Consider the following 26,582-nt stretch of genomic DNA (forward strand, 5'->3'; position numbering starts at 1 on the left):
AGTATCGACCCGGTGTTTATAAACGCTCTGATCAAGGCTCTTAATCCGTCGTGGCTACGCCCAACGCCGTAGCGGATTTTTAGGCTGCTTGGCTGAGCTCTGCATATCTGTGTTTTTGCTCCGTTGTTGCGTAGGTGAGGACCGGTTTCGTCGCGCTTGGTTTTTTCTTCTTGTTGGGTCGGTAGCGTCCCTGTTTTGATCCCTTACGAATGTAACCATCCAATACGGCGTTGCTCAGTTCGTCGTTGAACGGAGTGAGGCTCGCTGATTTCGAGTGTCTTGTGAACAATGCGAAACGCACTGCTTTAAGTGCTCGAGCTATACTTGTGTGTTCCGGAGGAATGTCTAGCTTCACTTGCTCGCGAATGGCAATCAACTGAACCATCGTTAATGCGATGAGTGACCAGTCTAGTTCCACCAGACAGTTGTCGGAATTGAGACTTCGGAGCGTTCCCCGTTCGAAGGTTTGCTTCGTGGCTCGGAAGTGCAGTTCAATCCCCCAACGAAGTGGATATAGCTGTCGAATCATTTTCATAGACAACTGTCGTTCGTTTAAAACGTTAGTCACCAAGTACATGGTACCTCGACCATCATGGATGGTGATCAAACGCAACGCGATAGCTGGCTGATTGCGTTTCATCGCCTCGCGTGGCCAAACCCACACCATGTCCCTTCTACCACTGATCTTCGCAAGTTTTTTAAGCAGTCGGACATTACCGCCAACTCTGAGCAAGAAGCTATTGCCGGAATTGATGATCGCACTCCACAACTCGTACCCAACAAATCCCGCATCACAGCAAAACAGTGTATTTTCTGGGAAATTCATAGATTTCAGCATGTCCATCATGTGATGTCTTTCACTGGAATTGGATGCGCCTTTTTTCCAGCACCACGGTAATTTAAGACCCATATGCCAAATCAACGTAAGCCAAATTTGCGGTTTAAGTGTGGCAAGTTTCTTACTTCGCTTGTTCTTGTTCTTCCAATGCTGACGCGACTTCGCAGCACGCCCCTTACCATAGTTCTTGGCAGAAAAGGCGTGTTCATTGCCACGTGATCGACGCGTCGAGAATCGTGAACCATCTACCGCCAGTGGGCACCAGCGACCAATACGAAAGCATGCTGGTGCGGTTTGTTCCATGAGTGTCTGTAGTCGACTCCACAATCTTGAAACTAATTCCTTGTGATTACTGACAAGAGCTCGCATCATTCCTTGATACGTATGGATGGCCAAAGATCCAAAGAAATCTAACGCGACCGACTTAGCTTTCTTAAATGCTTCGGTCAATTGCTTTCCCTCACATACAGAAGCTAACACTACCAGTCCGACAAAATGAACAGGATTCCAGCGGCTATTTCCATGGCGTTGCATGCCCTGGAACATCTCTGGTACAAGAATCCATTCTAGACTATCCTTAAGTAGGTTGACTTGGTCGGTCTGATTGCGACCAACCTCTTCCGTCGAGTTAGAAGCAGAACTGCGATCCACTGACGATTTTCGAACACCAATTGACATAGCTGGACTCCTTTCAAGCTGATGTGTTGTCAGATTGATTAATGGGGGGGTCCAGCTTTTCTCATCTATGCATTGTCAAGAAAACCCCAGTTTTTCCAGAAAAAAAATCCGCTACGGCGTTGGGCTACGCCCCAACAAAGGCAGCAACCTGATACGTTCTGTGGATTGCGGGGGACGGAAGGAACTCATCGGAGAAATGCCGAGGCAGCTGCGTGCGTGTTTGAACGCGGGAGCAGATACGACGCTAATCGTTTGGGCCGATGTTGATGACGACAAAGAAGATTGCGACCAGCTACGGGAAGAATTCTGGAAAGCTGCACAGTCTTTTGGAATTTCGGAGGAAGAGTTTTCTAAAGTTGTTTTTGCATTCGCGAAGGATCGCCTTGAGAACTGGATTCAGTTTCTCAATACCGGTAGCACAGATGAGTCGACAGAGGGCCCCCGCGTTAAACACAATCGAGAGGTGGCGGTCGCAGCAAGGAAACTTGCGACACGATGCATGAAACAATTGCAAGATCCACCGTTACCTCCTTCGCTCCTATGGTCGTGTAGTAATTGGAAGAGGCTCGTAGAGAGAATGAAGCAGGACTTGTGATACGTCTGGACGGAGCGTTTCTGTTTTTATTCCCTATCCCTTTCTGTGCTACTATGATCGCCATTTCAGAGGTTTGGAAGAAAACGTGGGACGCAGCACATGTTGGCACAATTTCTGAACCATTGAGAACGGTTATTCGGTCTGCCGTTTTTTAGTGGCCCTTGATTTCTAGGGTAATTTTCCCTCCTGCGCAATTTCTAGGGTTAGACTCTCTCCGAGCATGTCTCGGTAGTTTGTGCTGGACTGTCCGGATGTACCGCATCTAGGAATTGCAGCCCCTCTCGCTGTATCGATTCTTGGACATTGCCTATGAGGTAGCTCACTTGCTCACTGACTAGAAAGCAACAAAGCCAAGAGATGACGCAATTATGATCTTCGCACGAGCACTTTGGTTTTGTCTCGCGTTTTGTAGTGTTGCGGCTTCCGGGGAACTTAGAGTCACGCATCCAGAACAGGAAGCGGCTAACGCAGGGGGCGTTTGCTGTACAACAGAAGCGGGACAAGGTGGCCAAGCGACTCGCCAGTTTCAGGCCGAAGGTGTATCCACGTTTTCGGCCAAGTTATTCGACACAGGGGATTTCCCAGCGCGATGGTACTGCGGGACGTGGTCAACAGATGTTGGGTGGCTTCATATCCTGTCGGACATTGGAATCTTTACGGCCTACTTTGCGATTCCGTGTGTGCTCTTATTCTTTATGCTTCGAAAGAAAGACCTTCCCTTTCCCAAGGTGATCTGGCTCTTCGCGGCATTCATTCTAGCATGTGGCATTGGGCATCTCATCGAGGCTTTGATCTTTTGGTGGCCCGTCTACCGATTGTCCGGTTTGGTCAAGGCATTCACGGCTGTGGTATCGTGGGTAACCGTATTTGTTCTGATACGTCTCATGCCGTTGGCACTACAACTTCCCTCGGCTGCCTTGCTTGCGAACCGTTTGTTAAAAAGTCAGGAGCGACTGGATTTGGCATTAGGGAGCGCGATGATCGGAGTTTGGGAAGTCGATCTCAACTCGAACCAACTAACAACGGATTCACTTGCTCAAGAAATTCTTGGCATCGATAGTTCCAGGCAAGTTGATTTCGATCAATTCATCTCACTTGCAAATGAAGATGACCAAGCCGAGTTGCGTGCCCTCTTAAACCAGACTGTCACCACACGTTCTGAGTTTCGCACGGAGTTCAGAACCGTTCATGCAAACGGCCAGTTTCGTTATATCCATTGCCAAGGAAGATTTGTTGCTGATGAGAACAAGAAAACGGCATCGAGTGCAGGCTCATTGGTTGGCGTGTGCATTGATGTTACCGAGAAGCATTTGAAGACCGAGGCCCTCTTGGAGAGCGAGCAAAATTTTAGAGGAACCTTTGAGAATGCGGCTATCGGAATTGCTCAAATCGCGCTCGATGGTTCCTGGATTAAGGCAAACCCAATCCTTTGCGACATTTTGGGTCGCTCAGAAACAGAACTTTGCAGTTTGACATACCAGAGTGTTACGAATCCTGAAGATCTGGAAAACGTCGAGCGACATTTTGCGGACGCTATCCATGGTAACATTGATTCCTATCGTCTGGAGAAAAGGTACGTTCACAGAACAGGCAGGGATGTCTGGGTGCGTGTGTCAGCCTCTATCGTTCGCGATCAAGAAGGCAAACCGAAACATTTCGTCAAGGTGATTGAAGATATTGACGCTCGCAAGAAAGCAGAGATCGAACTGCAGCTTTATCATGAACAAGTAGAAAAGCTTTCGCTCGTAGCCAGCAAAACGCAACACTCCGTCGTAATCACTGACGCCAATGGCAAGATCGAATGGTGCAACGAAGCGTTTACTCGATTGACCGGGCATAACGCCGAATCCGTTCAAGGTCGAAAGCCGGGAGAGTTGCTACAAGGCCCCGACACCGATCCCGCAGCCGTTACGCAAATCCGGGAATCACTTAAGCAGCGAGCGAGTCTGACAACCGAGCTTCTAAACTATCATGCTGACGGTAGCAGCTACTGGATTGAACTAAAGATCGATCCCGTGCTCAATGATCGGGGTGAGTTAACCAACTTCATTGCAACACAGGTTGACGTCACCGAACGTCGAAAAAACGAGCAAAATCTGCAATCGGCAAAGGAATCAGCTGAACAGGCGAACAAAGCGAAGAGTGAATTTCTGGCGGCAATGAGCCACGAGTTGCGAACACCTTTGAATGGTGTTATTGGTATGACGGAATTGCTCGCGGATTCGAACCTGGATTCGCGTCAAAAGCGGTTTGTCGATGCTTGTCGAAAGAGTGGCCAGAACCTTCTGAAACTGATCAATGATATACTAGACTTTTCAAAGATCGAATCTGGAAAACTGGAGTTAGATCCGCATCCCTTCGATTTGCTGCAAGTGGTTACCGATGCAGTGGAATCAATGCAGTTTCGCGCAGACCAAAAGGGTTTGCAGTTGAGATATCGACTGAAGCATCCAGTTACGATGTGTATGGTCGGAGATAGCCATCGGTTGCGACAAGTGGTTATCAATCTTCTCGGCAACGCCGTTAAGTTCACGGATGAAGGGCGTGTTTCGATCGAATTGGAATTCGTTTCCCTTTCCGAGCAATTGGCGAAGTTGAGGATCCGAGTCAAGGATACCGGAATCGGGATTCCAGACGATCAGCAGAAACTTCTTTTCCAAGAGTTCTCTCAGGTGGATCAGTCGGCAACTCGCCGATTTAGTGGGACGGGATTAGGCCTGTCGATTAGTAAGAATATCATCGAGGCTATGGGAGGAAGAGTTGGCGTCAAGAGTATCGATGGTCTGGGCTCCGAGTTCTGGTTCCAAGTGGAACTGCCTCGATCTCCCTATGAGAAAGGCATGCTCCCTTTATCGCCCAGTCAGTTACAAGGCATGAGGGCATTGGTCGTTGACCAGGACCTTGAGACGATAAGGTTTGTTGCTGAGATTTTGCCAGCGTGGGGAATTAGACTAGAGATCTGCGATAGTCTTAGCTCGCTTCATGGCTTGCTGGGGAGCCAAACCAACGAGTCTGGTTTCGATCTCGTCTTTGTAAGTGAAGAATGTGGCGTGAGTCCATCGTTATTGATGGAGCTGTCGAGGGACGATCGACGTTTCAATACAGCGAGATTTTTTTGGTTGGGAGCACAGAATCTTTCCAGCCCTGAGTCTTGGTTTGAGGGGCATGAACGAAAACGGATCACAAGAGCGGGTGAGTACCCTAGAATCTTGAAACCGTTGGCTCCCTCCCTGCTTTTAGATGCAATTGTTGACGAGCTATGCGGCAAGCGTTTTTCAAGTCTTTGTGCTAAAGCACCAGCGGTTATCGATGCGGATGCATTAGAGAGTTCCAGCAGAACGATTCGTATTTTGCTCGCAGAGGACAACGTGACGAATCAGATGTTTGCCCAGGAGATCCTTCAGCGGAAAGGTTGGGAATGCGAGATAGCTGCAAATGGTCTAGAGGCTGTGGAGAAGGCGCGAGGTTCCCGATTTGACGTGATCCTAATGGATTGCCAAATGCCTGAGTTAGATGGTCTTTCCGCAACAAAGACCATTCGAGCGTTTGAGCGATCCTTGGGACTAGAACAGGGAGTACCGATCATCGCCTTGACAGCCAATGCGATCAAAGGGGATAAGGAAAAATGCCTCGCGGCTGGTATGAACGAATACGTGACTAAACCTTTTAATCCTTCGATACTTGTAGAGGTCATTGGGAGACTGGTTCAGGAGCGTACCGAGTTGACTAACGGTAAGGTGAGAAGCGTGGCGGATGATGGCGTTTGTACCGTAGAATCCGATAGTACTGAAGATTCCGACCAGCGTCCGATCAATCAGGTGGCGTTTCTGGAAGAACGCTGCTTGGGGGATCTAGACTTCGCGATCTCCCTTTTGGAATCATTTGCAAACACCTGTGCCCAACGAACCGATGAGATCAGGCGAGCCGTTGAAACTCGAGATCCACAGTCCGCTGGTGCGGCAGCTCATTCGCTCAAGGGATGTGCGGGCATAGTGTATGCAGAAAAATTGGTACAACTGGCTAGCCAGATTGAATCGGCAGGGCACGTAGGAGATCTACAAGAAATTGCAGATCAGCTTGACGACCTGTTGAAAGAATCAAGCAATTGTTTAGGTTTTACTAGCGAGTGCACCAGGGAATTTCGGGCTAGGCTTCAACAGGGAATGTCATAGAAAATGCTCCACTCACCAAAGATGTAATGAATGAAATCGGAATTGATGACCGCATTGATCGTCGACGATGATGAAATGGTTCGCAAGATGCTCACCTTTGGATTGAAGCTGGTGGGTTTTAATTGCCTCTGCTCGTCCGATGGTGCCGATGCCTTGACCACCTTGGATGTTGCCACATTCGACTTGGTCGTGACCGATCTTCTGATGCCAAAAACTCATGGCTATGAGCTCGTGACTCAGTTACTTCAATTCGACGATCGACCTCTCATTGTTGTACACACTTCCGTCTCGGATCCCAAGTTGACAAATGATCTGAAAGCTCGGGGGGTGGATGAAATCGAATACAAGCCAACAGATTACAAAGCCTTTGCAGCTCGAATGGATTCGTTGGTTCTCAAACGCAGGCGGGAACGGGAGGAAAAATCGCAAGACATGTTTTTTTCCTCATCGAGCGATTCGAGCATTCCAAGAGGGCTGTTTTACTAGCTTTCCCAGGGTGCGTTTCACGACCCTGGCTTTGGTGTCCGTCGGTTGCATTCTGGCACGCAATCATGAAATCTGATGAGGCAGCTCGCCTGCCAGTATAAACATCAACATCAGACTTCTTTGCCTTCACGTCGGTCGGGGATCTTAGCCCGCCCAAGCCCCCCCCGGAATCGGGACACCGACTTTAGATACCACTGGCTTGTCCAGTGGAGTTTCATGTTTGTCGCTAATTCGATGGCACCAACTGCAATCCCCCCCTCTTTGCTCGGCGGCTTTGCCGCCGAGCAAAGAGGGGGGGGACGGGGGCTGAGGAGTTATGTAGCGAGAAACGTAAAGATCCACCCGGCAAGCGGGAGGCATTGCAGAGCCATGACGGTCGTCACGTTACTTCTCAGCCACTGAGTTACGGGGACGCAGCACATTTTTGACGGAGTTCGGGGATTTGGTAGAACGGTCAGACGCTGGGGAATGCCCCGCTGACTGGAAATAATCTCGCCCACTTAAAATTTTGGTTGGATGAGGAACGGAAGCGGCTGGCGGCTCATTTTGTCCCCGGGCTTCCAAAAGTGGTGTGTCCTCAGCTTGGCTTGTAAACTTAAACAAGGACAGAGAAGCATCTTAGAGCTCCAGCCTCTCGGAGAGAATTTTTTTCAAAAGCCTCTGAGACGGCCTCTTTTCGAAAGATGGACTGACGGGCATTACCGCGATTCAAAGCATGGCAAAGCCCACCTGATTCATCAGCACGTGGTCGTCGTGCCATGTCAATATGGCTTACCAAAGACTCTGGCGTCAATTAATGAGTCCTGCCCCAGTAACATACTATCGGCGAGTTAGCATGATGTACTCCAGTCGGAAACCATTTTGGTTCTTTGAGACTGCACCCCCAACAGGCCCAAGATCTCCTGCCATGGAACGGAACAAATCATCGAATGTCTTGGCGCCTACTATTCCTAAAAGCGTCCCAATCGTAGAGTTTTCGAAACTATTTGCCGCGTTCTCGAGCAATGGTGACAAATCCCAATAATCCAAAGCGAACGCCTTTCCTGAAAACTGCTCATCCAGCTTCCGTTTAACCATTTGGTAGGCGATTGATTCACCCAGGGGATCTTCCGGATTGAGCGGTAGTTCCCGGAAATAATTTTCTGAATTACATACGATGAAATAGTCTCCACGAATTCCATAGTACTTCGGCTTAGGGGCGATCTTAGACGTATCAAGCCCCAATTCTGCAGGGAACTCCATAGAAATGTTGATTATTTCGGTATGATAGACGCCATCCGAACTGGCTGTTCGCGTTGTAGAAATAAAACCTCCAGTCCTTGGAGGCATCCGACTTTTGGAATAAGTGTCGAAGGACACATCCCGGTTTCGAAAACGGAAAATTATAGCACTAGAACCATCAGCTCGAACGCATCTGAACACAATGGGTAGTAGATGTTTGCTATCCTTATTGGCGAATATAGTTTCCGGTATACCATGCTTTCGAGCAAGTTGCCTATTTTCTTCATGTGCTTTCAACATCGTCGCATCCATGCTCAATCGCCGTAAGTGATCCGAGGCTGTCCAGAAGTCGGCATTCAGAACTGAGTAACTGATAGCATCAAATGCCGCAAAGGGGGCATCTTCTGGAAAAGTCGCTCTGCCTGGTTGCTCGAATAACTTATCCCCGTCAGGAGTGTTGATCTGAACCTTGAGGGCGAGCTCAACACCTTTTGACCTATCAGGAAATTGTAAGCTTGCAAAAGTCGAAGTAACTTCTGATTGGAAGAATGGGAGGACTCCGTACACATCGAGCGAGGCTAGCGCATTCAACATCACCCAATATACATTGTTGACTACGGATAACGAATAGTCATTTGCGTCATCGAACGAACGAATCAGTTTGATTTCCTGATTTCGAATGAATAGATTCATACCGGGCTGCGATAGGGCAAAGGTTGACCTACAAGCTGTTGCAAATTCTAAATCAGCATGTAGCCCATCCGTACCCTTTTCGATCCACCTCTTTGTCATTTCGGCAAGCATTCTGGGCGAGTTCGATGCTAAAAGCTTCTCATTTCGAATCACGTAGGTAAGAAAGCAGTCTTCGTCTTTGCTCCAAGAATATAAATAGCAATCCCCAATTCGATTCTCTGCTCGGATACAGCCTCGCTTTTCAAACTGTTTCTCGAGATTAGAGCGAAGAATTTCCAATGCGACATACTCGCTCCTCGGATCAAGGAAAAAGCACCATCTCTTCGCTTCATCTTCATCGAATAGCCCGAGCGCGACTTCCCCTTCCAGTAATTCAATCAGCTCAACCGTTTTCAAGCCCGTTAGATTGTATGCAGAGTGATCGTTGAGATTCAAATTCCGGAGGACAGTGCTCCACTGAGCAGATTTCACGATTTTCTGGTACATCGACTCCACAAGGCCTCCCGACATCAAGTCTCGGACCGCCCGCACATCAGAAATCTGTAACCAAAATTTAGCGGATGCAGGGAAAATCTTTGCGGAGTCAAAATCCGCTCGCGTACTTGAATGGGAAAGTAAGCAGACCACAACCAATAAAAGCTTAACCATCAACTGATTCATTTCTAATCTCGCATGCATATGGTCGTTTTGAGTGGTTGAGTATTGTAGCATAGTCGTGAGTTTCTCGTTACAAGACTCAGGTCTGCATCAACGGTTGCGTTACCTTCGATCACGTCGTCTGCGGCGGTTCGATGAACGATGCTGCATTCATCTGGCCGCCACGATCAGGGGAAATCAGCAGGCTGTGCGTAAACAGTTGAGGACAACTGTTTTACATTCTTTCGATGCGGGCTCTTCGTGTTCCCAGAGTGCACTTCGCGACCCTGGGCTTTGATGTTTAACCCCGTTGGGGTTGTCACGCGAAAATGGTGCACCAACCCCCGATAGGGCTGCGCTTGCCGCAACGTTGCAACACGTTGGAGTGGTGTGATGCTGTGTAGATATCCGGGGGACAATGCGATCAGACGTTGTTATGAGATCGCTTCTCGATCGAACTAGCGTTGCGATCAATTTAAAAGCTCAGTAGTCCTCGGAGATTTGTGCGGCTTGCCAGAGCTCAGCGAATTTTTCTTGGACAAAGGGATTGAGTTGGCTTGCGTAAGCCTGATCCAAATTGTTGATGCGGATCAATTGGATCACGTCGTCAAGATCTCTCGGACGATGGGCAGCAGTCATTCCACTGGCTATCTTAAGTTCAAGCAGCGTTTTGAGATTGAGAAATGGCAAGTTCTCGTTGTGAATCTCCCGAACCGATTCAGGAGTTGGAAAAGACACTGGTTTAACTTTGCCATCACCAGGGTAGCCACCCACGTCCAACACATCGACTTTTACGCCATTGAGCGTGTCCTTGAACCCCTTTGAGCCTTCGAAAAGATCTAGTCAGCCGCGACCGATCCAATGGTCTTTGAATCGCGACAAATCCTCACGACGCAACAACACGTTCACATCGGCTGTTGTTCGGCGATGTCCGTGTGCATTGGCTGCCATCGCTCCCGCGATCGCAAACGGAATCTCCAGCTCATTAAACGCATTTGCTAGTCGGCGCATCGTATCGTGAACCGGTGATCGTTCCATCATAAAGGCGTCTACTCGCTTTGCGATTTCAAGCATCCTGTCCATATGATTAGCCTAGCTCAAACACCTGGCTGTGTCCATTAACGCTCAAAATAGAATTGACTAAAGTGGCCCCGAACCAAGCAACAACCAGCGGCGCCTTGAGTTGGTGATTGTTGTCGAGAATTGAAATTGGATCGTGCATGAAGACACCTCTTCCGACGTGTTTGCATCATGCCGAGCGACGTAGTTGCTCCTGAAGGAAGCATTCCAGAAATTCACAGGTCTTGGTCAGATGTCGATCGTGCTGAGTCGGGATTAGAAAATGAGCGTGCTCACGACTTGGCTCAATCCATTCGTCATGCATGACGCGAGTCGTGGTCCGGTATTGCATTACGACCGATTCTAGAGTGCGGCCACGTTCTCGCGTGTCACGTATGATCCGTCTAAGCACACGTTCATCCGGTGAGGCTTCCAAATAGATTCGCCAATCGAGCAGATCGCAAATCGCTGGGATCGCAAAAATGAGGATCCCCTCTACGATGATGATCGGTTTGGCTTCGATGCTAAGCGTCTCTGGTCGTCGACTGTGTGTTGCGAAGTCATACTGAGGTGATTCGATCGAGCCGCCCTGCTTGAGTGCGATCAAGTGCGATACGAACAGATCGTTGTCGATGGATTCGGGGTGATCCCAGTTTTCTGCAGTGCGGATTGGCTCAGGCATGTCGCTGTGATTGCGATAGTAGTCGTCATGCTTGAGAATCGTAATTTGGCCTCCTACGCTGCTCGCCAATAGCCCCTTCACCAGCGTTGACTTTCCCGAGCCGGAACCACCCGCGATCCCCAATACGGTTGGCTGCTGTTTTTGGGTGACTGTCGTTTTATCGCTGGCCATACTGTGAGCAAAACGGGAAAGGAGCAAAGAGTTGTGCGGTATCGTGTTGACAACTATACCTTTGATTCGCGAACTCTGGAATCGCTGGACTTGGTGAGATCCCCCTGATTAATTCCACTTGAACGATTACAATCTCAAGCCGCGACTGCCCGAGTTTATTTCCCCGGATCAAAAAGATATGTTTCCCAAATTTAGTTTGCCCGCTGCGTTGCAGAGTGGTTTCGATGGAAGGGTCACGTTTGCAATGCGGCTCGCCGAAGAGGCTAGCAATACGACACTCAAATACTTCCGGACAGATCGCTTTCAAGTCGAGCGGAAACGTGACAAGTCGCCGGTCACCGAGGCTGACAAGGAGACGGAATCTGTTGTGCGTGAGTTGATTCGCCAGAGCTTTCCCGGCGATGCCATCGTCGGCGAGGAAATGGGAAATGTCGCTGGAGATTCTGGCTATGAGTGGATTGTTGATCCGATCGACGGCACGAAGAGCTTTATCTCGGGAGTACCTTTGTATTCGAGTTTGGTAGGCATGACCTACAACGGGGAGCCAACGATTGGAGTTATCGCGATCCCTGCCCTACGCGAAATCATCATTGCAGCAAAAGGCATGGGGGCGTGGTACGGAACGGTCGATGGTGAAAACAAGCCGCTCCCTATGCAAAGAGCCCAAGTCTCCAAGCAACCGGCCCTTGAGGATGGGTTGTTGGTCACGTCGCAAGCAGACAATTTCCAGCTTAGAAATGCTCTAACCGCCTACGCAAAGCTTGAGTCGATAGCTTATGTGACGCGAACCTGGGGAGACGGGTACGGCTATTTGCTGGTCGCAACGGGGCGGGCTGAAGTCATGATCGATCCCATTGTCAATCCGTGGGACGTAGCAGCCGTCGCTCCGGTGATTCAGGAAGCCGGCGGGCGATTTTCAAGCTGGGATGGTCGCTATGACATTCGCGCGGGGCACTGCCTGGGGAGCAACGGGCTGGTTCACGACGCGGTGCTTGACGAGCTAAAGCCTTTCGCAAGCTGAACTTATGAGCTTTATTTTCGAATAGACGTTTCCCAAGTTCCGTTTGTAGGGTTTAGGGCGGATAGTAAGGCAGTATCGATCTATTTCCGCGAGTCGGCTCGGGAGCGAGTTCATCTGAGGTTGCGGTTTGCGTAGAATGGAGAAGTTGGGCAAGCGAGATTTTACACCTAGAAGCAACCACGGACAGACGGACCATACTTGTGTTTCCTCACCGATCATCGACTAGCGACCTAAGGAGTAGGCCGATCCGATTGGGGAAGCTGCTAATTATGTTACTCGCGTGGACGCTGGTTGCTCTACCGATAGCAAGTTCGCCGGCTCGTGCTCAGCCGACGCAACCGCCCATCGGTCCCGGCGAATTGGACGATTTGCCTCCAGGTTTTCTGCCGGATGCGGTTTACTATCAAAACGAAAATCGCGAGTTGGTTCGTCTGCTACTGGACCGCGTCAAAGAGTTCGAGAACTTTCTCCGGACGAAGAACGATCCGGCTCCCAACCTCAGTCCTGCGTTTCGCTTAGAGGACACCTCGCTGGAACTCGCTCTAGAGGGGAGATTGGTTCGATTGAAGGGCGCCTTGAGTGGGGAGCTCGAAGAGGAGGCGGAAAAGTGGTTCGAGATTCCGATCGCTTTTTCCAATATTCAGATTCTTCCCTCGGAGCAGCGAAGTGTTTCACGCGTGATTCCTGCCACGGCTGGTGGTTACGTTTGGCGGCATGGGCCAGTTCAATCTGGACGGTTAACGCACTCCTTCGAAGCGGTGACGAGCATCACTCCTTCTGCCGACGGGGGATCGGTGCGTTTGGATCTTCCGAATTCACCCTCGAGAATTCTTGTTCCGCTTTCACCTAACGATTGGGAAATCTCGGTATCTGGTTCGGGAGGCGAGGTTGTGGAACCGAGGTTGGAGGAAAAGAGTTTTCTTATTCGCGTACCGGGTGGAGCGTCGGTTATTTCCTGGACCCGCAAAGCTGCGACCGACAATGCGCAGTCAACTGAGGTCACCAGTCAGTTACGAGTCTCCGTCGACTCGGCGAAGAACGATTATAGCGTGAACTGCCGAATGACCATTCGAGGACCGAGACGTTTGGGAGGGCGTAGCTTTACGGTCGAACTGCCTGAGGATAGCGTTTGGAAAAATCGCTTGTCTTCAACGGCACTATTGACCGGATACCGTCTGATACCCAGCGTTGATTCTCCTCGCGTTCAGACCATCGAGATTGACGAATCGATTGTACAAAGCGAGTTTGAGGTATCGCTCGAATGGACTGGTAGACTGCCGGCTGACACCTTCGCTCTCGCAATCTCTTTACCCAAGGTGTCCGATGTCACAAGGCATTCTGGTAACATCACCCTCAGCCTCAGTCGTGCACAATCGCTCGTATGGGAACCTCAGGAGGGCATACTGTTTACTCGAACAGCCGTTTCCGCCGACCCAACGGAAGTACTGGCAAATAATTTTTTTCTTCCAGATGACTCACTTGTGCTGCGGTGCCAGATTGCCAAGGAACAAACTTTGCCAGCCATCCGTGCGGATCATCGCGTTCAAATTCTTGCTGACCGGGTCTTCTTGACAACGATTGTGGAGTTCAAAGAGGATGTTCGGAACCTTCCGTTTCTTCAATGGGAAGGGAAAGGCTGGTCGCTAGTCAATGCCGTCGTGCTTTCGAATGGTAAACAATTGAACGGGAATCAGCAGACCAAACCCGGGGATGACATAGTCATTCTGCCGTTGCCCATAGCAGATCTCAATGAAACGCCAGAATCCCCGGCAGTTCCCCCGATCGCCGATACGAGCGTATCGAGACGGGTGCTCGTACAGTGTGTCCATTCGCTTCCCGCTTCGGATTTTGCCTCTATTGAAAATTCTGGAAAGTTGTCCGAGTTGGATTTGAATGTGCCCGTTCTCTCCTGGCTTGACGAGGTGACGCAAACAAGGCGACTTTGGAGCCCTGCTGGGGTGGTTCGTTTCGAGTCGTCGATCTTTCAGTTGCAGAATCGAGGTTCGGATGCTGAGGGAGAGAATGCGGTCAGTGTTTCGGGAACTGCCTCCCTGTTGGATAGCATTGCCAATGATTCGCGGCTGTTGTCGCTGTCTCGACTGCCATCTCGCTCCTCGCTAAACGCGATGAATCGTGGCGAGCAATCACAAAAGCAATGGAAGCTCAACTTGAAATTGCTTCCACCTGAGTTGGAATCCAACGAGACGATCCGCATCATGGCTGGACGTGGAACGCAAGGGTTTGAACAAGAGTGGTTGCTGAAGTCCAAGGGAGCATTTCCCGGTCATTTGTTACTTGCCCTGCCAAAGCGATTGTTGCCGTCGCTGGAGCAGTTTGCAGAGGAAGTGACTAATGAATCCCCCTCCGAAGCACCACGCTCAGCATTCGATCTTACGTTTAATGGTACGCCCCTTACCGAATGGACACCATTGGGGGATGAGGAGATTGCGAGGTTGAACTTTCGGCTTCCTATGTGCAAGCCCGATCACAACTGGGTAAGGCTAACGATACCTGAATTTCTTAGATCGCAGGTTTCTCAGGATACACCCTCGCTACTATCCCTGAGGCGCATGGAGGATGGTTTAGTCGATAGCAACACAAGCTCGAGCTCTTTGCAGATTGACTATGGATTTGCGTTGCTCGAATCGGGAGTAAATCAATCTCACCTCCAGCAATTATCATGTGTGTGTTTGGTTCTTTCGGAACCGGACACGAGACTGGTGGTCGAAGATATTGCGTTTTCCAAGAGTATCGCAGAAATACGGATCGGAAACGACATTTGGAAACAGACTCGGCTCGATATTCCTTTCGATAGCGTTAGGCTCCAGGGTGTTCTCGTAAAGCAGGATCCCAGAGCAACGTCCAACGTGGAGCTCGAAAAAGCTTGGGTGCAATCCGTAGTTCAAAGGGAGGGCGTTCGACACCGCATCGTTCTTCGAGTCGATGCTACGGAGCCAACGATCCGTTTGCGTTCGCAAGTGTCCCTACCCGCAGAGACAGAGGTAAGCGTCAATGGAGCTAGAGCGACGTGGACCTTTACGTCCGATGAGAATAAGGAGATGATCATTAGTCGCGGCTTGATAGCGGATTCTAACTTCGGAATTCGTACAGCGATCGGTACAGAGAGCGACGAGATAGATTCCGCCACGGTTATAGAGCTCTTTATCTGGGAGAAAAACACTGCGGGTTTTTGGCATGTTCTAGGATTGCCCAGTATTGAGATTGAGGGAGGCGGAGAGCTGAGCACTCCCGTTCTGTGGCAGATTCTGACGCCCTCGACCCAGCACCTCTTAGCATCTTCTGAAACCTTGGCACCTCAAAACCATTGGAGTTGGTCGAGATTTCTATTTTCTCGGCAAGATCCGCGATCTCAGTCAGAGATTGAATCCTGGATAGGTGCATCAAAGCAACCCGACCTAGACCTGCAACTGGCTCAATACTCCGTCATGGCGATCAACCCCATGCACGATCGTTGGGTATGCCTGGTGCCGGCATACGTCGTGTGGTTTCCGGTCGGACTGGTGACTTTATGTTTTACTAGCCTTGTATATTCGAACGCGTGGTTGCGATCTCCGTTTGCCCTGATGTGTTACCTTATCATGTTGGTCGGCATGTCCTTTTGGTGGCTCGAGGGGACGATTTTGCTGTCTCAGGTTGCCCTATTGACTGGCGTGTTTGCCGTTGCCGCGATGATAATCAGTTGGGTTCTCGACCGCAGTTCTCGGCGCAGAACCGTTTTGGCTGGGCGAGGAACGACCGTCGGTACGTTGCAATATCGATCAAGTGGGAAATCGGATTCGAAAGTCAATATCAGGCAGGAGGGACCGGTCAATCCGATCGATACGTTACCCACGACCATTTCCCCAAGCAACGATATCGTTCGGGAATCCAACGATTCAACGGAACTCCGGATGCGTGAGGACGGAAGAAGACAGGGCGGATCAAGCGTTAAGGGGCCATTGAGATGATATCTCGCGTATCATTCTCGGCTTGCTGTGCCTGCTGGTTCTTCATTGCGTTGAACGCAGTCGCCCAGGTTGCCCCCCAAGAGCCCGAACGAGCATCGGTGCAGTTGGATGATATTCCGACACAATCGATCATTCCCTATCAACGCGTATTCCTGCCGATAGAAGTGTACGAACAGTGGGCCGATGACTTAAGCGAATACGATCCGCTTCGCCGAGAAGACTGGCAGGGGATCTTCTCGCCGCTGCAAGTTGATAATGAAACAGCGGAAATTTTTCGACGAGCACCGGAGATCAGCAATCTTTACCTCTCGGCGCGACTCGATGGAGCTAACTTGGTTTCCATCGCATCTCGGATCCGATTTTCGAGAGGTTCGCTTACAGCAGAGACCTTTAGTTTGGATCCGTGGTCCCTCGCGATCAATACGAATCGTCCGGGGGAATCCACACTGTCGAGTCGAATTGCTAGGACACCTGTGGACAACATGTGGGGGCACGACCGAACTGGGCTGCCCGTGATAAATCTGCAACGAGCCTCAATCGAAGCGGCAATGCAACCGCTCGATCTGCCCTTTCCCTGGAGCATGAGAAGCTTAAACACGAGTAAACCCACGAAACTGGAATTTAGCTTTTCGATCCCAAGAGTTAGCGATGCCTGCTTGATCTTATCTTTGCCCAAACAAGCCGAGATTATTGACTCGGATGCCCCGGCTTACAAGATCGAAGATTGGAAAACGGTAGGTAAGCGGTTTGGTGAATGGGGAGAGCAAGCAGACTTGGAGTTGAACCGTCTCAACTTCTCTGGCGACACTCGTTGGTTAATAGAACTGTCCGGCATTAGCAGTTGTCGTTTCACGATTAGCTTCGACGAAGCACCTGCATTTGGAAAGAGTGTTGGTAATTCGTTGGACTATATGGTTCTCGAGCAGAACACTGAGCATGAAATCAATCCGTTTGCTATCGTCAGCAACACCCGGCTAGAAATAGGGGGAGAACGAACGTTGTGGGACCGCCCGCTACAGTTCGCTTTACCATCGACGACTCGGATTCGCTCGTTGACTGTTGCGGGGCGAGAAGTCGGGTGGCGATTCCTGGATGGCATGGTAGTGGTCACACCTGAAGAGCTGCGGCGTATTCCTCCGACGCGCGATGCTACGACTTCTTTGAGGATTTCCTATCTAACACTCTTGAAAGATAGAGATAGTGACGACGTCGTCCTCCCACCTATGACGCTGGACAAGTCGTTCGTGTTAAAGGGGACCACCTCGATCAAGCGATCTGCGGATCAAGAATTTGCCAAGATTCAAACCTTTGCCAAGCTTCGTCCTTTGGAAAGAGAGCTGGAAACCGTTTGGGAATGGTCTGGCTATGGTCCCGAAATCCTAGTAAGCCTCGCTCCTAAGGTAAAAGCGAGGACAGCTCGCGCGATCACCAAAATCACGACCCGAAGTGGCGTACCAAAGGTCTCGATGAGACTGATGATACCTCCGCATCATCGGATGCCTTTCTCTATTGTATTGCCGAACGAGTGGCAAGGGCTCACTGTGATAGACACCGCCATGTCTCTTGCTAGCGGTTGGACGGTGACCAAGGAGCGAGATGGTGAAAGGAATCGTTTTTTTGTTCTGGGCGATTCGACCGAGATATCTACTATCTTAGACCTGGAGTTGCAACACGAATCGCAGGACTTGCTTTCCCAAATCGATTTTGACTCGAATTGGATCAGGATCGATGGAGAATCCCTTTCGAACAAACTGGTTGTGGAGTCATTGCCCACCGACTGGGCGATTAAAGGCCTCCGAGCGAATGAAACGATTCCCGTATCTCAATTGACGCTTGACGAAAAGGCATACTTAGGAGCAGCAGACTCGATCGCGGTATTCCCTTTGAAATCGGCTTCGATACGCGTTTTCAAGAATACACCCAAACTGATTGCGAACGCGGCCATCAAAGGGGGTGTCAAGCGAGTTGGTACTGGGCTGGTCCGTGCCGAGTATGTTATCGAGGTCGATCCTGCTCTCAACGTGGATCAGCTAAGCCTCCTCTATGAATCGACAGATGCCACCGCGATTGCCTGGAGAATGCTCGACAAGGCAGGTAACGCCTACACGGCACCTGTTGCTTCTGGTGCCGAACCAATCATCAATCAAGTTGGAAATGCAGCCAATACCGTTTACCAAATCAAACTCCCAGACTCCAATCCATCGCTTGTTCTAAGTGCGAATCATCCAGTAATCGATGATCAAGTGCAGATTGCTATCCCCAGAATCTTGAATGGTGGCATTTCGTCATTGTCGTTAACGATTGATTCCGCACTGGAAATCAAGCAACCACAGCGGGGGCGTTGGGAGTACGACATCGCTGGCGAGCTGGTGTACGTATTGAAAAATGAGGATTTGGAGCACGATGCACAATTCCTCGAGCTAACTTCAGCGGAGAGTTTCCGCCCCCTGAGTCCAATCAAAAATGCTACACCTAAAGCCCATTATGATATGACCGTTGACGGTCAGGGATGGGTCTCAACCTATTGGGAGTTGCGATTCCCTCAAGCATTTGTAGGTGAGCAACGATTTCACGTCGAACCAGGCTGGGACATCGAACTAAACCATGAGCCTGCCCAGAATGATCTTTTAGCAGCGTGGATTGATCGCAGTTCAAAGGAACCGATTTTGTCCATCCGCATGACTCAGGTTAATCGAGCTACCCCAGCTGCACGATCCGAGGAATCGCTCGTTTTGCCGTTTGTTGCGAAGCGGAGTCAGGCTTTGAGTTTGCCTGGAGTCTTTCATTCACTCGATGTGTCCCCACCTGTACTCCTTACAGAAGAAGGGGAGCCGCTCAGCACTCGCGGTCGTGTCTGGTTTCCGAATGAGTCGCGGTGGTCGGCCAAGCTAAACACAGCGGTGCCTTATATTTCCCTCATTAATCGCCCCCTCTCGGATAGTCTTTGGATCTGGAGCCCATGGCAAAAGCTCGCTCCTAGTCCGGTGGATTCGAACGGTGAATCATCGAACCAAGCCGATCGACCAGTCAATCTCGAAGTGGCCAAACTTAGCGGTCTATCGAAGGACCAGTTGTCGAGCGAAACGACCCACTTTTTTGAGCGAAGCCAAAACGGATGGAAGCTAGTCGCGGACTCCAGTGGTTTGGCAAGCGGCTCGCCATACCGTTTTTGGAATGTAACAGTACAAGATAGGTGGAGTATCTTTGTGCTTTGTATGGGTGTCTTTGTTGGAGCGTTTGTTTGTAGACTTTCCAAGTGGCTCTTCCTAGCAGCTTGCGTGGTTACGATCGCTTGGCTTGCTTTACTAGGAGAAGCTTCTGCTGGATACGGGAATGCAATTGGTTTAGCAGGCTTGTGGGGAGCATTAATCGGGGCAGCTCTTTGGCAAATTCGTATCGCCGTGACTCGCAGCCCTACGAATCTTGTTCGCAAGTCCTCAAACTCAACGTTATGGGATGCTGCACAAGGTTCTCAAGTCGAGATGTTGAATCGATTCATCATTGCCGGGCTCTGTTCCTTGTTCCTCCTCGCGGGCCAATCAAGACTGCAAGCCCAGGAGAGCATGCCACCTCTAACGCCGAGCATTCCCAAAGTTCTTATTCCTTACGCCAAGAATCCGGAAACCGGCGAAGGAATCGTCGATCAAGTGCTCGTCCCCGATTCTTTGCTGAAAAAACTGCGAGGGAATCCTGGGGTGCCGTATGTCCTGAAGTCTGCGCGACATCAGCTAAAACTCAGTGCTCGCGGAATGACCGTGGAAGGAGTCGATCAGATCGTCTCGACTTACGAAATTTATGCCTACGAACCCAATGCGACGATTGAGATTCCGTTCAAGCCGGGCTTGCAAACGTTCAGTCGCATGCTCGTCGATGGTCGTGAGGTCGCGATCGTTCCAGCCTTGTCGCCGACGCGAGAGTACTTGACCTGGGTAAGTGATCGCGAAGGCATGCGGACCATACAGGTGTATCATGTGCCACGGTGGGTGAATCGCCCAGCTGCAGCTGTCGGAACGATTGCGTTGGATTCACGCGACCTAGAGCTCGCCATTTTGCCGGCGGCGAATGCTGTTTTGGAGGTCGATACCGACCCGACAGTACGATTCGATGTAGAGTCCCAGGGGGCATCGCTCGACAAAGAGTCGGGGCGGTACGTCGTGCATTTGGGTGCCATGTCATCGGTGCGAGGTAAAGTTCGTTACGAGCCGGTCATGTCCAGCGTTCTAGCAACCCGATCGCAGACGGATTTAACGTTTGATATAGAATTACTGTTGCAAGGAAAAACGGTGATTGCCAGAACTTTGCTTAAGGCCGGCACAGGTAGCTCGCTCGACAAACGAATCACCATTGAGGCCGACAAAATGTGGGAGCCGGTAGGGTCCAGCTGGGGCAATCTCAAATTAGTGGAAACTCGCAATGGTCGTCTTCAATACCTGAGACGATACATTTTTGAGTTGGTGCCCAACAGTAGCGAAAGAGCGGAATCGGAGGCTTCTATCTATTGGGCTTTAGCGGATCGATCGGCATCCGAAGCCAGTTTGCTTTTCGCCGAGTGCGTTGAACCGTTCATTCGGCCTCGGACACTGCGATTCGCTCGAGTGACTAGGTCGGAGTGGAATGTCGAGCAAGTCACGAACTGGACTCCTGTTCTCAACGAATCGGAGTCCCTCAACTGGCCGGATCTCAAACTGATCAAGGCGGATCAGCGTTCCACTTCTCTTCGTGTGCCACAGACCGGAGGTGGCTATCTGCGGCGAACCGTACCGAATAAGAACCTCAGGGCTCGTGTTGCCTCGCGTTGGTTTATCGATGCTGACAAACAGGTGCTGACCAGTCGCGTTGAGTTTTTTGGAACGTCCCATACCGATATTCTCGAGTTGGAACTACCCAGCGGTTTCGTGCTGGAGGAGGCCACCAACAGGAATTTCAAAGTGCGAGTTTACGAACGGGAAGAAAATGGTGTTCGGTTCGCTCAGTTAGTTGCAGAGCGTTCCAACTGGGAAAATTATGACTTCACAGTACGGCTAGTTAAACGCGAACTCCCCACCGACACCGTCATACCAATCCCGTGGCTTGGAATTCTGAACTCTCCCATGCCAGAACAATCGGTGGAACTGGTGGCTTCGAATCGCTGGCGAGTTGATTTGATCTCAGCCTCGGCCACGGAGAAGGTGCTTCTCGGACTCGGCGAAGAGCAAGGAGTCGCAACGCTAATGCCGGGCGACCAAATGCGAGTCACCGCTCGCAGTCCTGTGGCGAAAGGAACAGTCAGAGCGAGTCAACGACGCAACGTGGTGGACGGGCGGTTCGAGATCGTTTTGTCTGGCGACTTCGCGGTCCAGCCTGATAGCGTTGCAGCGATCATTTGGGAGATACCATCGTCCCTGGCGAATCGGTGGCGAAGCGATACCGCAGTGGCGACGATTCCATGCCCACTGAATGGTAAGGCTTGGATAAAGCTGCCACTGGAGCGTCGATTCGAGTCGACAGCCAACGTCCCTTTCGAGCTAAGCTTTTCGATGACCGATGAGGAATGGACACAGTTTCAAGAAATGAGTGATTGGCTTCGAGTACTAAACCTCTCCGAGATCGAGTTAGAAAACGGTATGGCTGAGGAGCTGAGTCAGCTCGAGAAGATTGCACAACCGAGCGTTGCTAAAGCTAGTCTTGAACAGAGCCGCTTTCTATGGAGCGAGCGCAACGCTGGTGCTAACAATTCTGAAAATGATGTATATCGTTATTGGTGGAATCAATTCGAGCCGACCGTTATCGTGGACCTCGAGCCTTCCATCGCTGTTCAATCCGTTCGTTGGAATGGAATGCCGCTTTCACATAGAGTCGAGTCATTGCAATTGACGATCTATGTTCCCCCTTTTCCCAGCGGACAGTGGAATGAGCTCGAGATCGAAGTAACGACCGATAGCTCGACGGGGAGTGAGAAAGATAGCCCGCCGATTGAGATGCATGGAAATGACGAATCGATCTTGGAGATAGGCTTACCGTCGAGCAGTTCTGTTGCAGCCATGAAGCTCAGCACTGCGACAGAAACCGATTCTGGTTGGTCCCACTTTTTTCAGGCCGCCAAGGCGATCCTTTCCACAACAAAGAGACAGATCGGCGACCGAGCTGTAGCAGGGTCTGATGCCGCATCTCACGGAACGTTTTGGGCGAATCGTATCAGCGAATTGGCGAGACTCCATGCCCCCGGCCTGGCCGAGAGCGAGCAGGCACGGATGGCTGAGATTCAGAGAGAGTTGGAGCAATTTACAACGGTGCTTCCCAGTTCTTCGAGTTTGCAGATTTCTCAGCTAGGGAACGGTAGAGACTTGGAGCAATTGTCGGAGCGAGCGACGGAGACTCCGTGGCAGTACAGTTGGCTCTGGACTGTATTGCCCGCACTTGGCGTCATCGTTGTTGCCAATGGCAAACGATATCCGCTAGCCACGCTCTCGCTTTTGGGGTTGGTATTGTGGATGTTGACGGGGCTATGGATACTGACCGTGTTGTTTCTGTTGGTCGTATTGCTGGTTGGGCTCGACACGATTTGGCTAAATCGTTCGAATCGTAGGCTTGGAAGAGGAAGGGCCAACTAAAGAAAAGCTCAGTGGAACCAACAACGGGAACGCGGTGATATGGACCGAGAGTTTGTAGAAATCAACGTCGATGGCATGATCGGTCCGTCTCATCACTTTGGTGGGCTTGGGGTTGAGAATAAAGCCAGTGAGCAGAACCGCTCGAGTTGCTCCAGCCCGAAGCGAGCCGCGCTGCAAGGGCTCAGCAAGATGGAGATCGTGGCCAGCTACGGCATCCCTCAGTTCTATTTGCCCCCGCCCAGTAGACCGGTCTGGAGGTGGCTCGCGTCCCTGGGGTTCACCGGAACGCAGGCTCAAATCATTGCCCAGTGTCAGAAAGAATTTCCGCTGCTTCTTTCGGCGGCATACAGCTCTGCGTTTATGTGGACTGCGAACGCTGCCAGTATGGCTTGTGGTTCCGACACTCAATCGGGCCGCATGCTGCTCAAGTTAGCAAACTTGAATGCCAATCTACATCGCTCCATCGAAGAGTCGGATCGCTTTCCCCAGTTAATAAGAATGTTTGCTGGAGTAGAGAACACGGGGGTCCTCAGCGGTCTTTTCTCATCCCGGCCGCTGAGTGATGAGGGAGCCGCCAACATCATGCGGTTCTGTAGCCCCTCGGGAGCGAAAGGCGTGTATGCATTCGTATTCGGCGAGGTCCAAAACAGTTCGACAGCCAGCACGACAACCAACAATCGGCGACCCCGTCAGCCTCGCCAGACCCGGTTAGCATCCGAGCTCGTGGCCCGATCGTTGGAGCTCGACCCGCTCGATTACGTATTCGCACAGCAAACTCCCGAAGCGATTGACGCAGGAGTGTTTCATAACGATGTCATCGCAACCAGCCACGAAAACTTGCTGTTGTACCACGAGGATGCCTTGGTCGGTTCTGAGCGCGTGGTCGAGCAGCTCAAAAGTCGCTTCCGGAGCAAAACAGGTGGCGAGTTGGAGACGTTTCGCGTGGCGGACTCGGACTTACCCCTTGGCGAGGCGGTGGATACCTATCTATTCAATTCTCAGATCGTGACGGACCGGGATGGAAACTGGCGATTGATCGCCCCCGAGAATTGCGGTCAGTCAACAGCGGTGCAACGGGTCATCAAGCAAATTCAGGCGGCCCATCCACGTCTCAAATCGGTCGATTATGTTCCGTTGGCAGAAAGCATGAGGAATGGCGGTGGACCTGCCTGTTTGAGGCTCAGGATTCATCTTTCGCCCGAACAGATCGCTCAGATCCCCGCTACCATGCGAATTTCCCCAGCGATACTCGACCAATTGCGACAACTGGTAGAATCGGAGTATCCAGACGAACTTCACGCTTCTGACTTCGCAAATCCGGACTTTGCGGAACATTGCATACGAATATCCTTGCAAATTGATCAACTCTGGGGGGCAAATTCAGGGGTTAGCCGATGACACTTTTCGCCTAGTGCGATATGCTCATGGTTCTTGAGAAGATGGCGGCCAGGGGTACTTTGTGGCTGATACCAAAACCCCGGCTAAGGCTTCATTTTTCAACTCCTGAAACGTAATCCTGTGACCTTATGATCGATATCGTTGTACCTTCGGTTGGTGAGAGCATTTCCGAAGTCCAAGTCAGCAAATGGCTTAAAGGTGAGGGCGAATGGGTCGCCAGCGGAACCGATATCGCAGAACTGGAGACGGAGAAGGCTTCCGTTCAAGTCTCAGCTCCCGAAGATGGCATCCTGGTCAAAATCACCAAGCAAGCGGATGAGTTTGCGACGGTGGGAGAGGTGATTGCCACGTTTCAGCCCGCCGCCAAGCCTGCCGGGGAAAAACCAGCGGCCCCCGCGGCGGCAACACCGTCGGCCACCGGCTCGGCCTCATCCGCCGGTAGTCCCACGGCCGGAGCTGCATCCACGGGCGAGGCCCCTCGCGTGATGCCGGCTGCCCAGCGAGTCTTGTCAGAGAATCAGCTCGACGCCTCTCAAGTACCAGCGACCGGCCCCGGTGGACGACTCCTAAAGGAGGACGTGACAAAGTTCGTTTCTCAAGCAGCCAATGCCATTGGATCCGCCGCGAGTGCGGTAGGCTCTGCTGCCATGGGAGCAGCTCGATCGATCGTGCCAGACGTGGTCTCCTCGTCAAAACCATCCGCTCCAGCTTCGTCCAGTAGCACGGGGCTTGTTCAGCAGGGAACGCCGAACCGCAGCGAAGAGGTCAAGCCGATGAGCATGATCCGCCGCACGATTGCTTCGCGGCTCGTCCAGGCGCAACATGCTGCGGCACTGCTAACCACCTTTAACGAAGTGGACATGCAGCCGGTCATGACGTTAAGGAACAAGTACAAGGATGCTTTCCAAGAGCGGCATGTCGTAAAGCTCGGCTTTATGTCGTTTTTTGCCAAGGCAGCTTGCGAGGCACTGCGTCGATTCCCTTCAGTGAATGCAGAGATTCGGGGAAACAACATCGTCTACCGCAACTACTTTGATATAGGCATCGCTATAGGCGGCGGAAAGGGACTCGTCGTTCCTGTTCTTCGCAACGTCGAACGTATGAGCTTTGCTGATATCGAGCGAACGATCGGTGAATTTGCAGCCAAGGCGACCGCAAACAAGCTGATGCCAGAGGATCTCGAGGGTGGCACCTTTACCATCAGCAACGGTGGTATCTACGGTTCGCTGCTATCGACTCCAATCGTGAACCCACCGCAAAGCGGAATCCTCGGATTGCATTCCATTCAGGAACGACCAATCGCCTTGAATGGCCAAGTGGTAATCCGCCCCATGATGTATTTGGCCCTGACCTACGACCACCGAATTATCGATGGTCGCGAGGCAGTGACGTTCCTGAAAACCATTAAAGAAGTAATCGAAGACCCATCTCGATTATTCTTGGAAGTGTAACCATGATGCAGCTAGGGTTTGTCAGTGCGATCCTGCCTGACCTATCGCTCCGAGAGGTACTACAGGTTGCCGTAGATATAGGCTACTCCTACGTGGAGGTGATGTGCTGGCCCCCGAGCAAAGCTGAGCGACGGTATGCTGGAGTCACTCACATTGACGTCTCAGCACTAAATAAGGAATCGGCCGCTGACATTTTGACGATGCAAAAGTCAACAGGAGTATCGATCAGCGGACTCGGTTACTATCCGAATTGCCTCGCCAACGATGAGGCCGAAGCGGAGCGGGGTGTCGAGCATCTCAAGCAAGTGATTGCCGCCGCCCCTAAGCTCGGTCTGACAACTGTGAATACGTTTATAGGTCGGGACCATACCAAGAGTGTGGAAGAGAACTGGCCACGTTTGCTCAAAACCTGGAAACCGATCGTTGATCTCGCCGAATCCATTGGGGTTCGTATTGGTATCGAGAATTGCCCGATGCTCTTCACGAAAGACGAATGGCCAGGCGGTAAGAATATTGCCACCACACCAGCGATTTGGCGACGACTGTTCAGCGACTTAGGGAGCCCCAATCTCGGCTTGAACTACGATCCGTCCCATATGGTCTTTCAGTGCATGGATTACCTGAAGCCGATGCGAGATTTCATCGATCGCATTTTTCATGTCCATGCAAAAGACGTTCGCGTGGATCAGCATAAACTCGATGAAGTGGGAGTGTTCGCGCACCCGAATCTTTATCACACTCCCAAATTGCCAGGTCTCGGTGATGTTGACTGGGGCAAATTCTTTTCGGTATTAGGCGATGCTGGCTATCAGGGGCCCGTGTGTGTCGAGGTCGAAGACCGCACCTACGAAGGCTCGATAGACAACCGCAAAAAATCGTTAGCTCAAAGCTATCGATACTTATCTCAATTTGTTGCTCGCTAG

15 protein-coding genes are annotated in these 26,582 nt (G+C 51.1%); 9 read left to right on the plus strand and 6 right to left on the minus strand.

Features of this window, described 5'->3' with window-relative positions:
• Nucleotides 1-79 precede the first annotated feature (79 nt).
• On the minus strand, nt 80-1,516 hold the full coding sequence (locus tag SH449x_RS25830; RefSeq protein WP_482377353.1) for a transposase: 1,437 nt from the start codon (nt 1,514-1,516) through the stop codon (nt 80-82).
• A gap of 196 nt (nt 1,517-1,712) precedes the next feature.
• Between SH449x_RS25830 and SH449x_RS25835 the strand changes: the two genes are divergently transcribed.
• The 3 genes from SH449x_RS25835 to SH449x_RS25845 all read left to right on the plus strand — a co-directional run bounded on the left by SH449x_RS25835 (nt 1,713) and on the right by SH449x_RS25845 (nt 6,769).
• Nucleotides 1,713-2,111, plus strand: coding sequence for a hypothetical protein (locus SH449x_RS25835; RefSeq protein WP_482378962.1), 399 nt, complete (start codon nt 1,713-1,715; stop codon nt 2,109-2,111).
• Between the two features lie 368 nt (nt 2,112-2,479).
• Entirely contained in the window at nt 2,480-6,283 is a 3,804-nt protein-coding gene (locus SH449x_RS25840) for a PAS domain S-box protein (RefSeq protein ID WP_482378963.1), read from the plus strand.
• 30 nt (nt 6,284-6,313) lie between these two features.
• Nucleotides 6,314-6,769 (plus strand): response regulator, encoded by a 456-nt coding sequence (locus SH449x_RS25845; RefSeq protein WP_482378964.1) that lies wholly within the window; start codon nt 6,314-6,316, stop codon nt 6,767-6,769.
• An 819-nt stretch (nt 6,770-7,588) separates the two neighbouring features.
• Here the strand turns inward: SH449x_RS25845 and SH449x_RS25850 are convergent.
• The 5 genes from SH449x_RS25850 to udk all read right to left on the minus strand — a co-directional run bounded on the left by SH449x_RS25850 (nt 7,589) and on the right by udk (nt 11,231).
• Nucleotides 7,589-9,394: a hypothetical protein gene (locus SH449x_RS25850; RefSeq protein ID WP_482378965.1), complete on the minus strand. Its 1,806-nt coding sequence runs from the start codon at nt 9,392-9,394 to the stop codon at nt 7,589-7,591.
• A 408-nt stretch (nt 9,395-9,802) separates the two neighbouring features.
• On the minus strand, nt 9,803-10,057 hold the full coding sequence (locus SH449x_RS25855) for a hypothetical protein (protein ID WP_482378966.1): 255 nt from the start codon (nt 10,055-10,057) through the stop codon (nt 9,803-9,805).
• 105 nt (nt 10,058-10,162) lie between these two features.
• The gene (locus tag SH449x_RS25860) at nt 10,163-10,393 is read right to left on the minus strand and encodes a hypothetical protein (RefSeq protein ID WP_482378967.1); all 231 of its coding nucleotides are present in this window, start codon (nt 10,391-10,393) and stop codon (nt 10,163-10,165) included.
• Between the two features lie 13 nt (nt 10,394-10,406).
• Nucleotides 10,407-10,541 (minus strand): hypothetical protein, encoded by a 135-nt coding sequence (locus SH449x_RS25865; RefSeq protein WP_482378968.1) that lies wholly within the window; start codon nt 10,539-10,541, stop codon nt 10,407-10,409.
• 27 nt (nt 10,542-10,568) lie between these two features.
• A complete protein-coding gene (udk, locus tag SH449x_RS25870) occupies nt 10,569-11,231 on the minus strand; it encodes a uridine kinase (protein WP_482378969.1) in 663 nt (220 codons plus the stop codon).
• 118 nt (nt 11,232-11,349) lie between these two features.
• Here udk and hisN point away from each other — a divergent pair, with 118 nt between their 5' ends.
• From hisN to SH449x_RS25900, 6 genes are all read left to right on the plus strand, one after another.
• On the plus strand, nt 11,350-12,252 hold the full coding sequence (gene hisN / locus SH449x_RS25875; protein ID WP_482378970.1) for a histidinol-phosphatase: 903 nt from the start codon (nt 11,350-11,352) through the stop codon (nt 12,250-12,252).
• Between the two features lie 269 nt (nt 12,253-12,521).
• Nucleotides 12,522-16,220: a hypothetical protein gene (locus tag SH449x_RS25880; RefSeq protein ID WP_482378971.1), complete on the plus strand. Its 3,699-nt coding sequence runs from the start codon at nt 12,522-12,524 to the stop codon at nt 16,218-16,220.
• Nucleotides 16,217-22,810 carry a hypothetical protein gene (locus SH449x_RS25885; protein WP_482378972.1) on the plus strand — a complete coding sequence of 2,198 codons (6,594 nt, stop codon included), beginning with the start codon at nt 16,217-16,219 and terminating at the stop codon, nt 22,808-22,810. Before SH449x_RS25880 ends, SH449x_RS25885 begins: the two co-directional genes overlap by 4 nt.
• A 39-nt stretch (nt 22,811-22,849) precedes the next feature.
• Nucleotides 22,850-24,208 carry an N-succinylarginine dihydrolase gene (locus tag SH449x_RS25890; protein WP_482378973.1) on the plus strand — a complete coding sequence of 453 codons (1,359 nt, stop codon included), beginning with the start codon at nt 22,850-22,852 and terminating at the stop codon, nt 24,206-24,208.
• 128 nt (nt 24,209-24,336) lie between these two features.
• Nucleotides 24,337-25,659, plus strand: a complete 1,323-nt coding sequence (gene odhB / locus SH449x_RS25895; RefSeq protein WP_482378974.1) for a 2-oxoglutarate dehydrogenase complex dihydrolipoyllysine-residue succinyltransferase — start codon at nt 24,337-24,339, stop codon at nt 25,657-25,659.
• 2 nt (nt 25,660-25,661) lie between these two features.
• Nucleotides 25,662-26,582 (plus strand): sugar phosphate isomerase/epimerase family protein, encoded by a 921-nt coding sequence (locus SH449x_RS25900; RefSeq protein ID WP_482378975.1) that lies wholly within the window; start codon nt 25,662-25,664, stop codon nt 26,580-26,582.

The organism is Brakhagea baltica (assembly GCF_052161605.1).
Lineage (GTDB): Bacteria > Planctomycetota > Planctomycetia > Pirellulales > Pirellulaceae > JBKCUI01.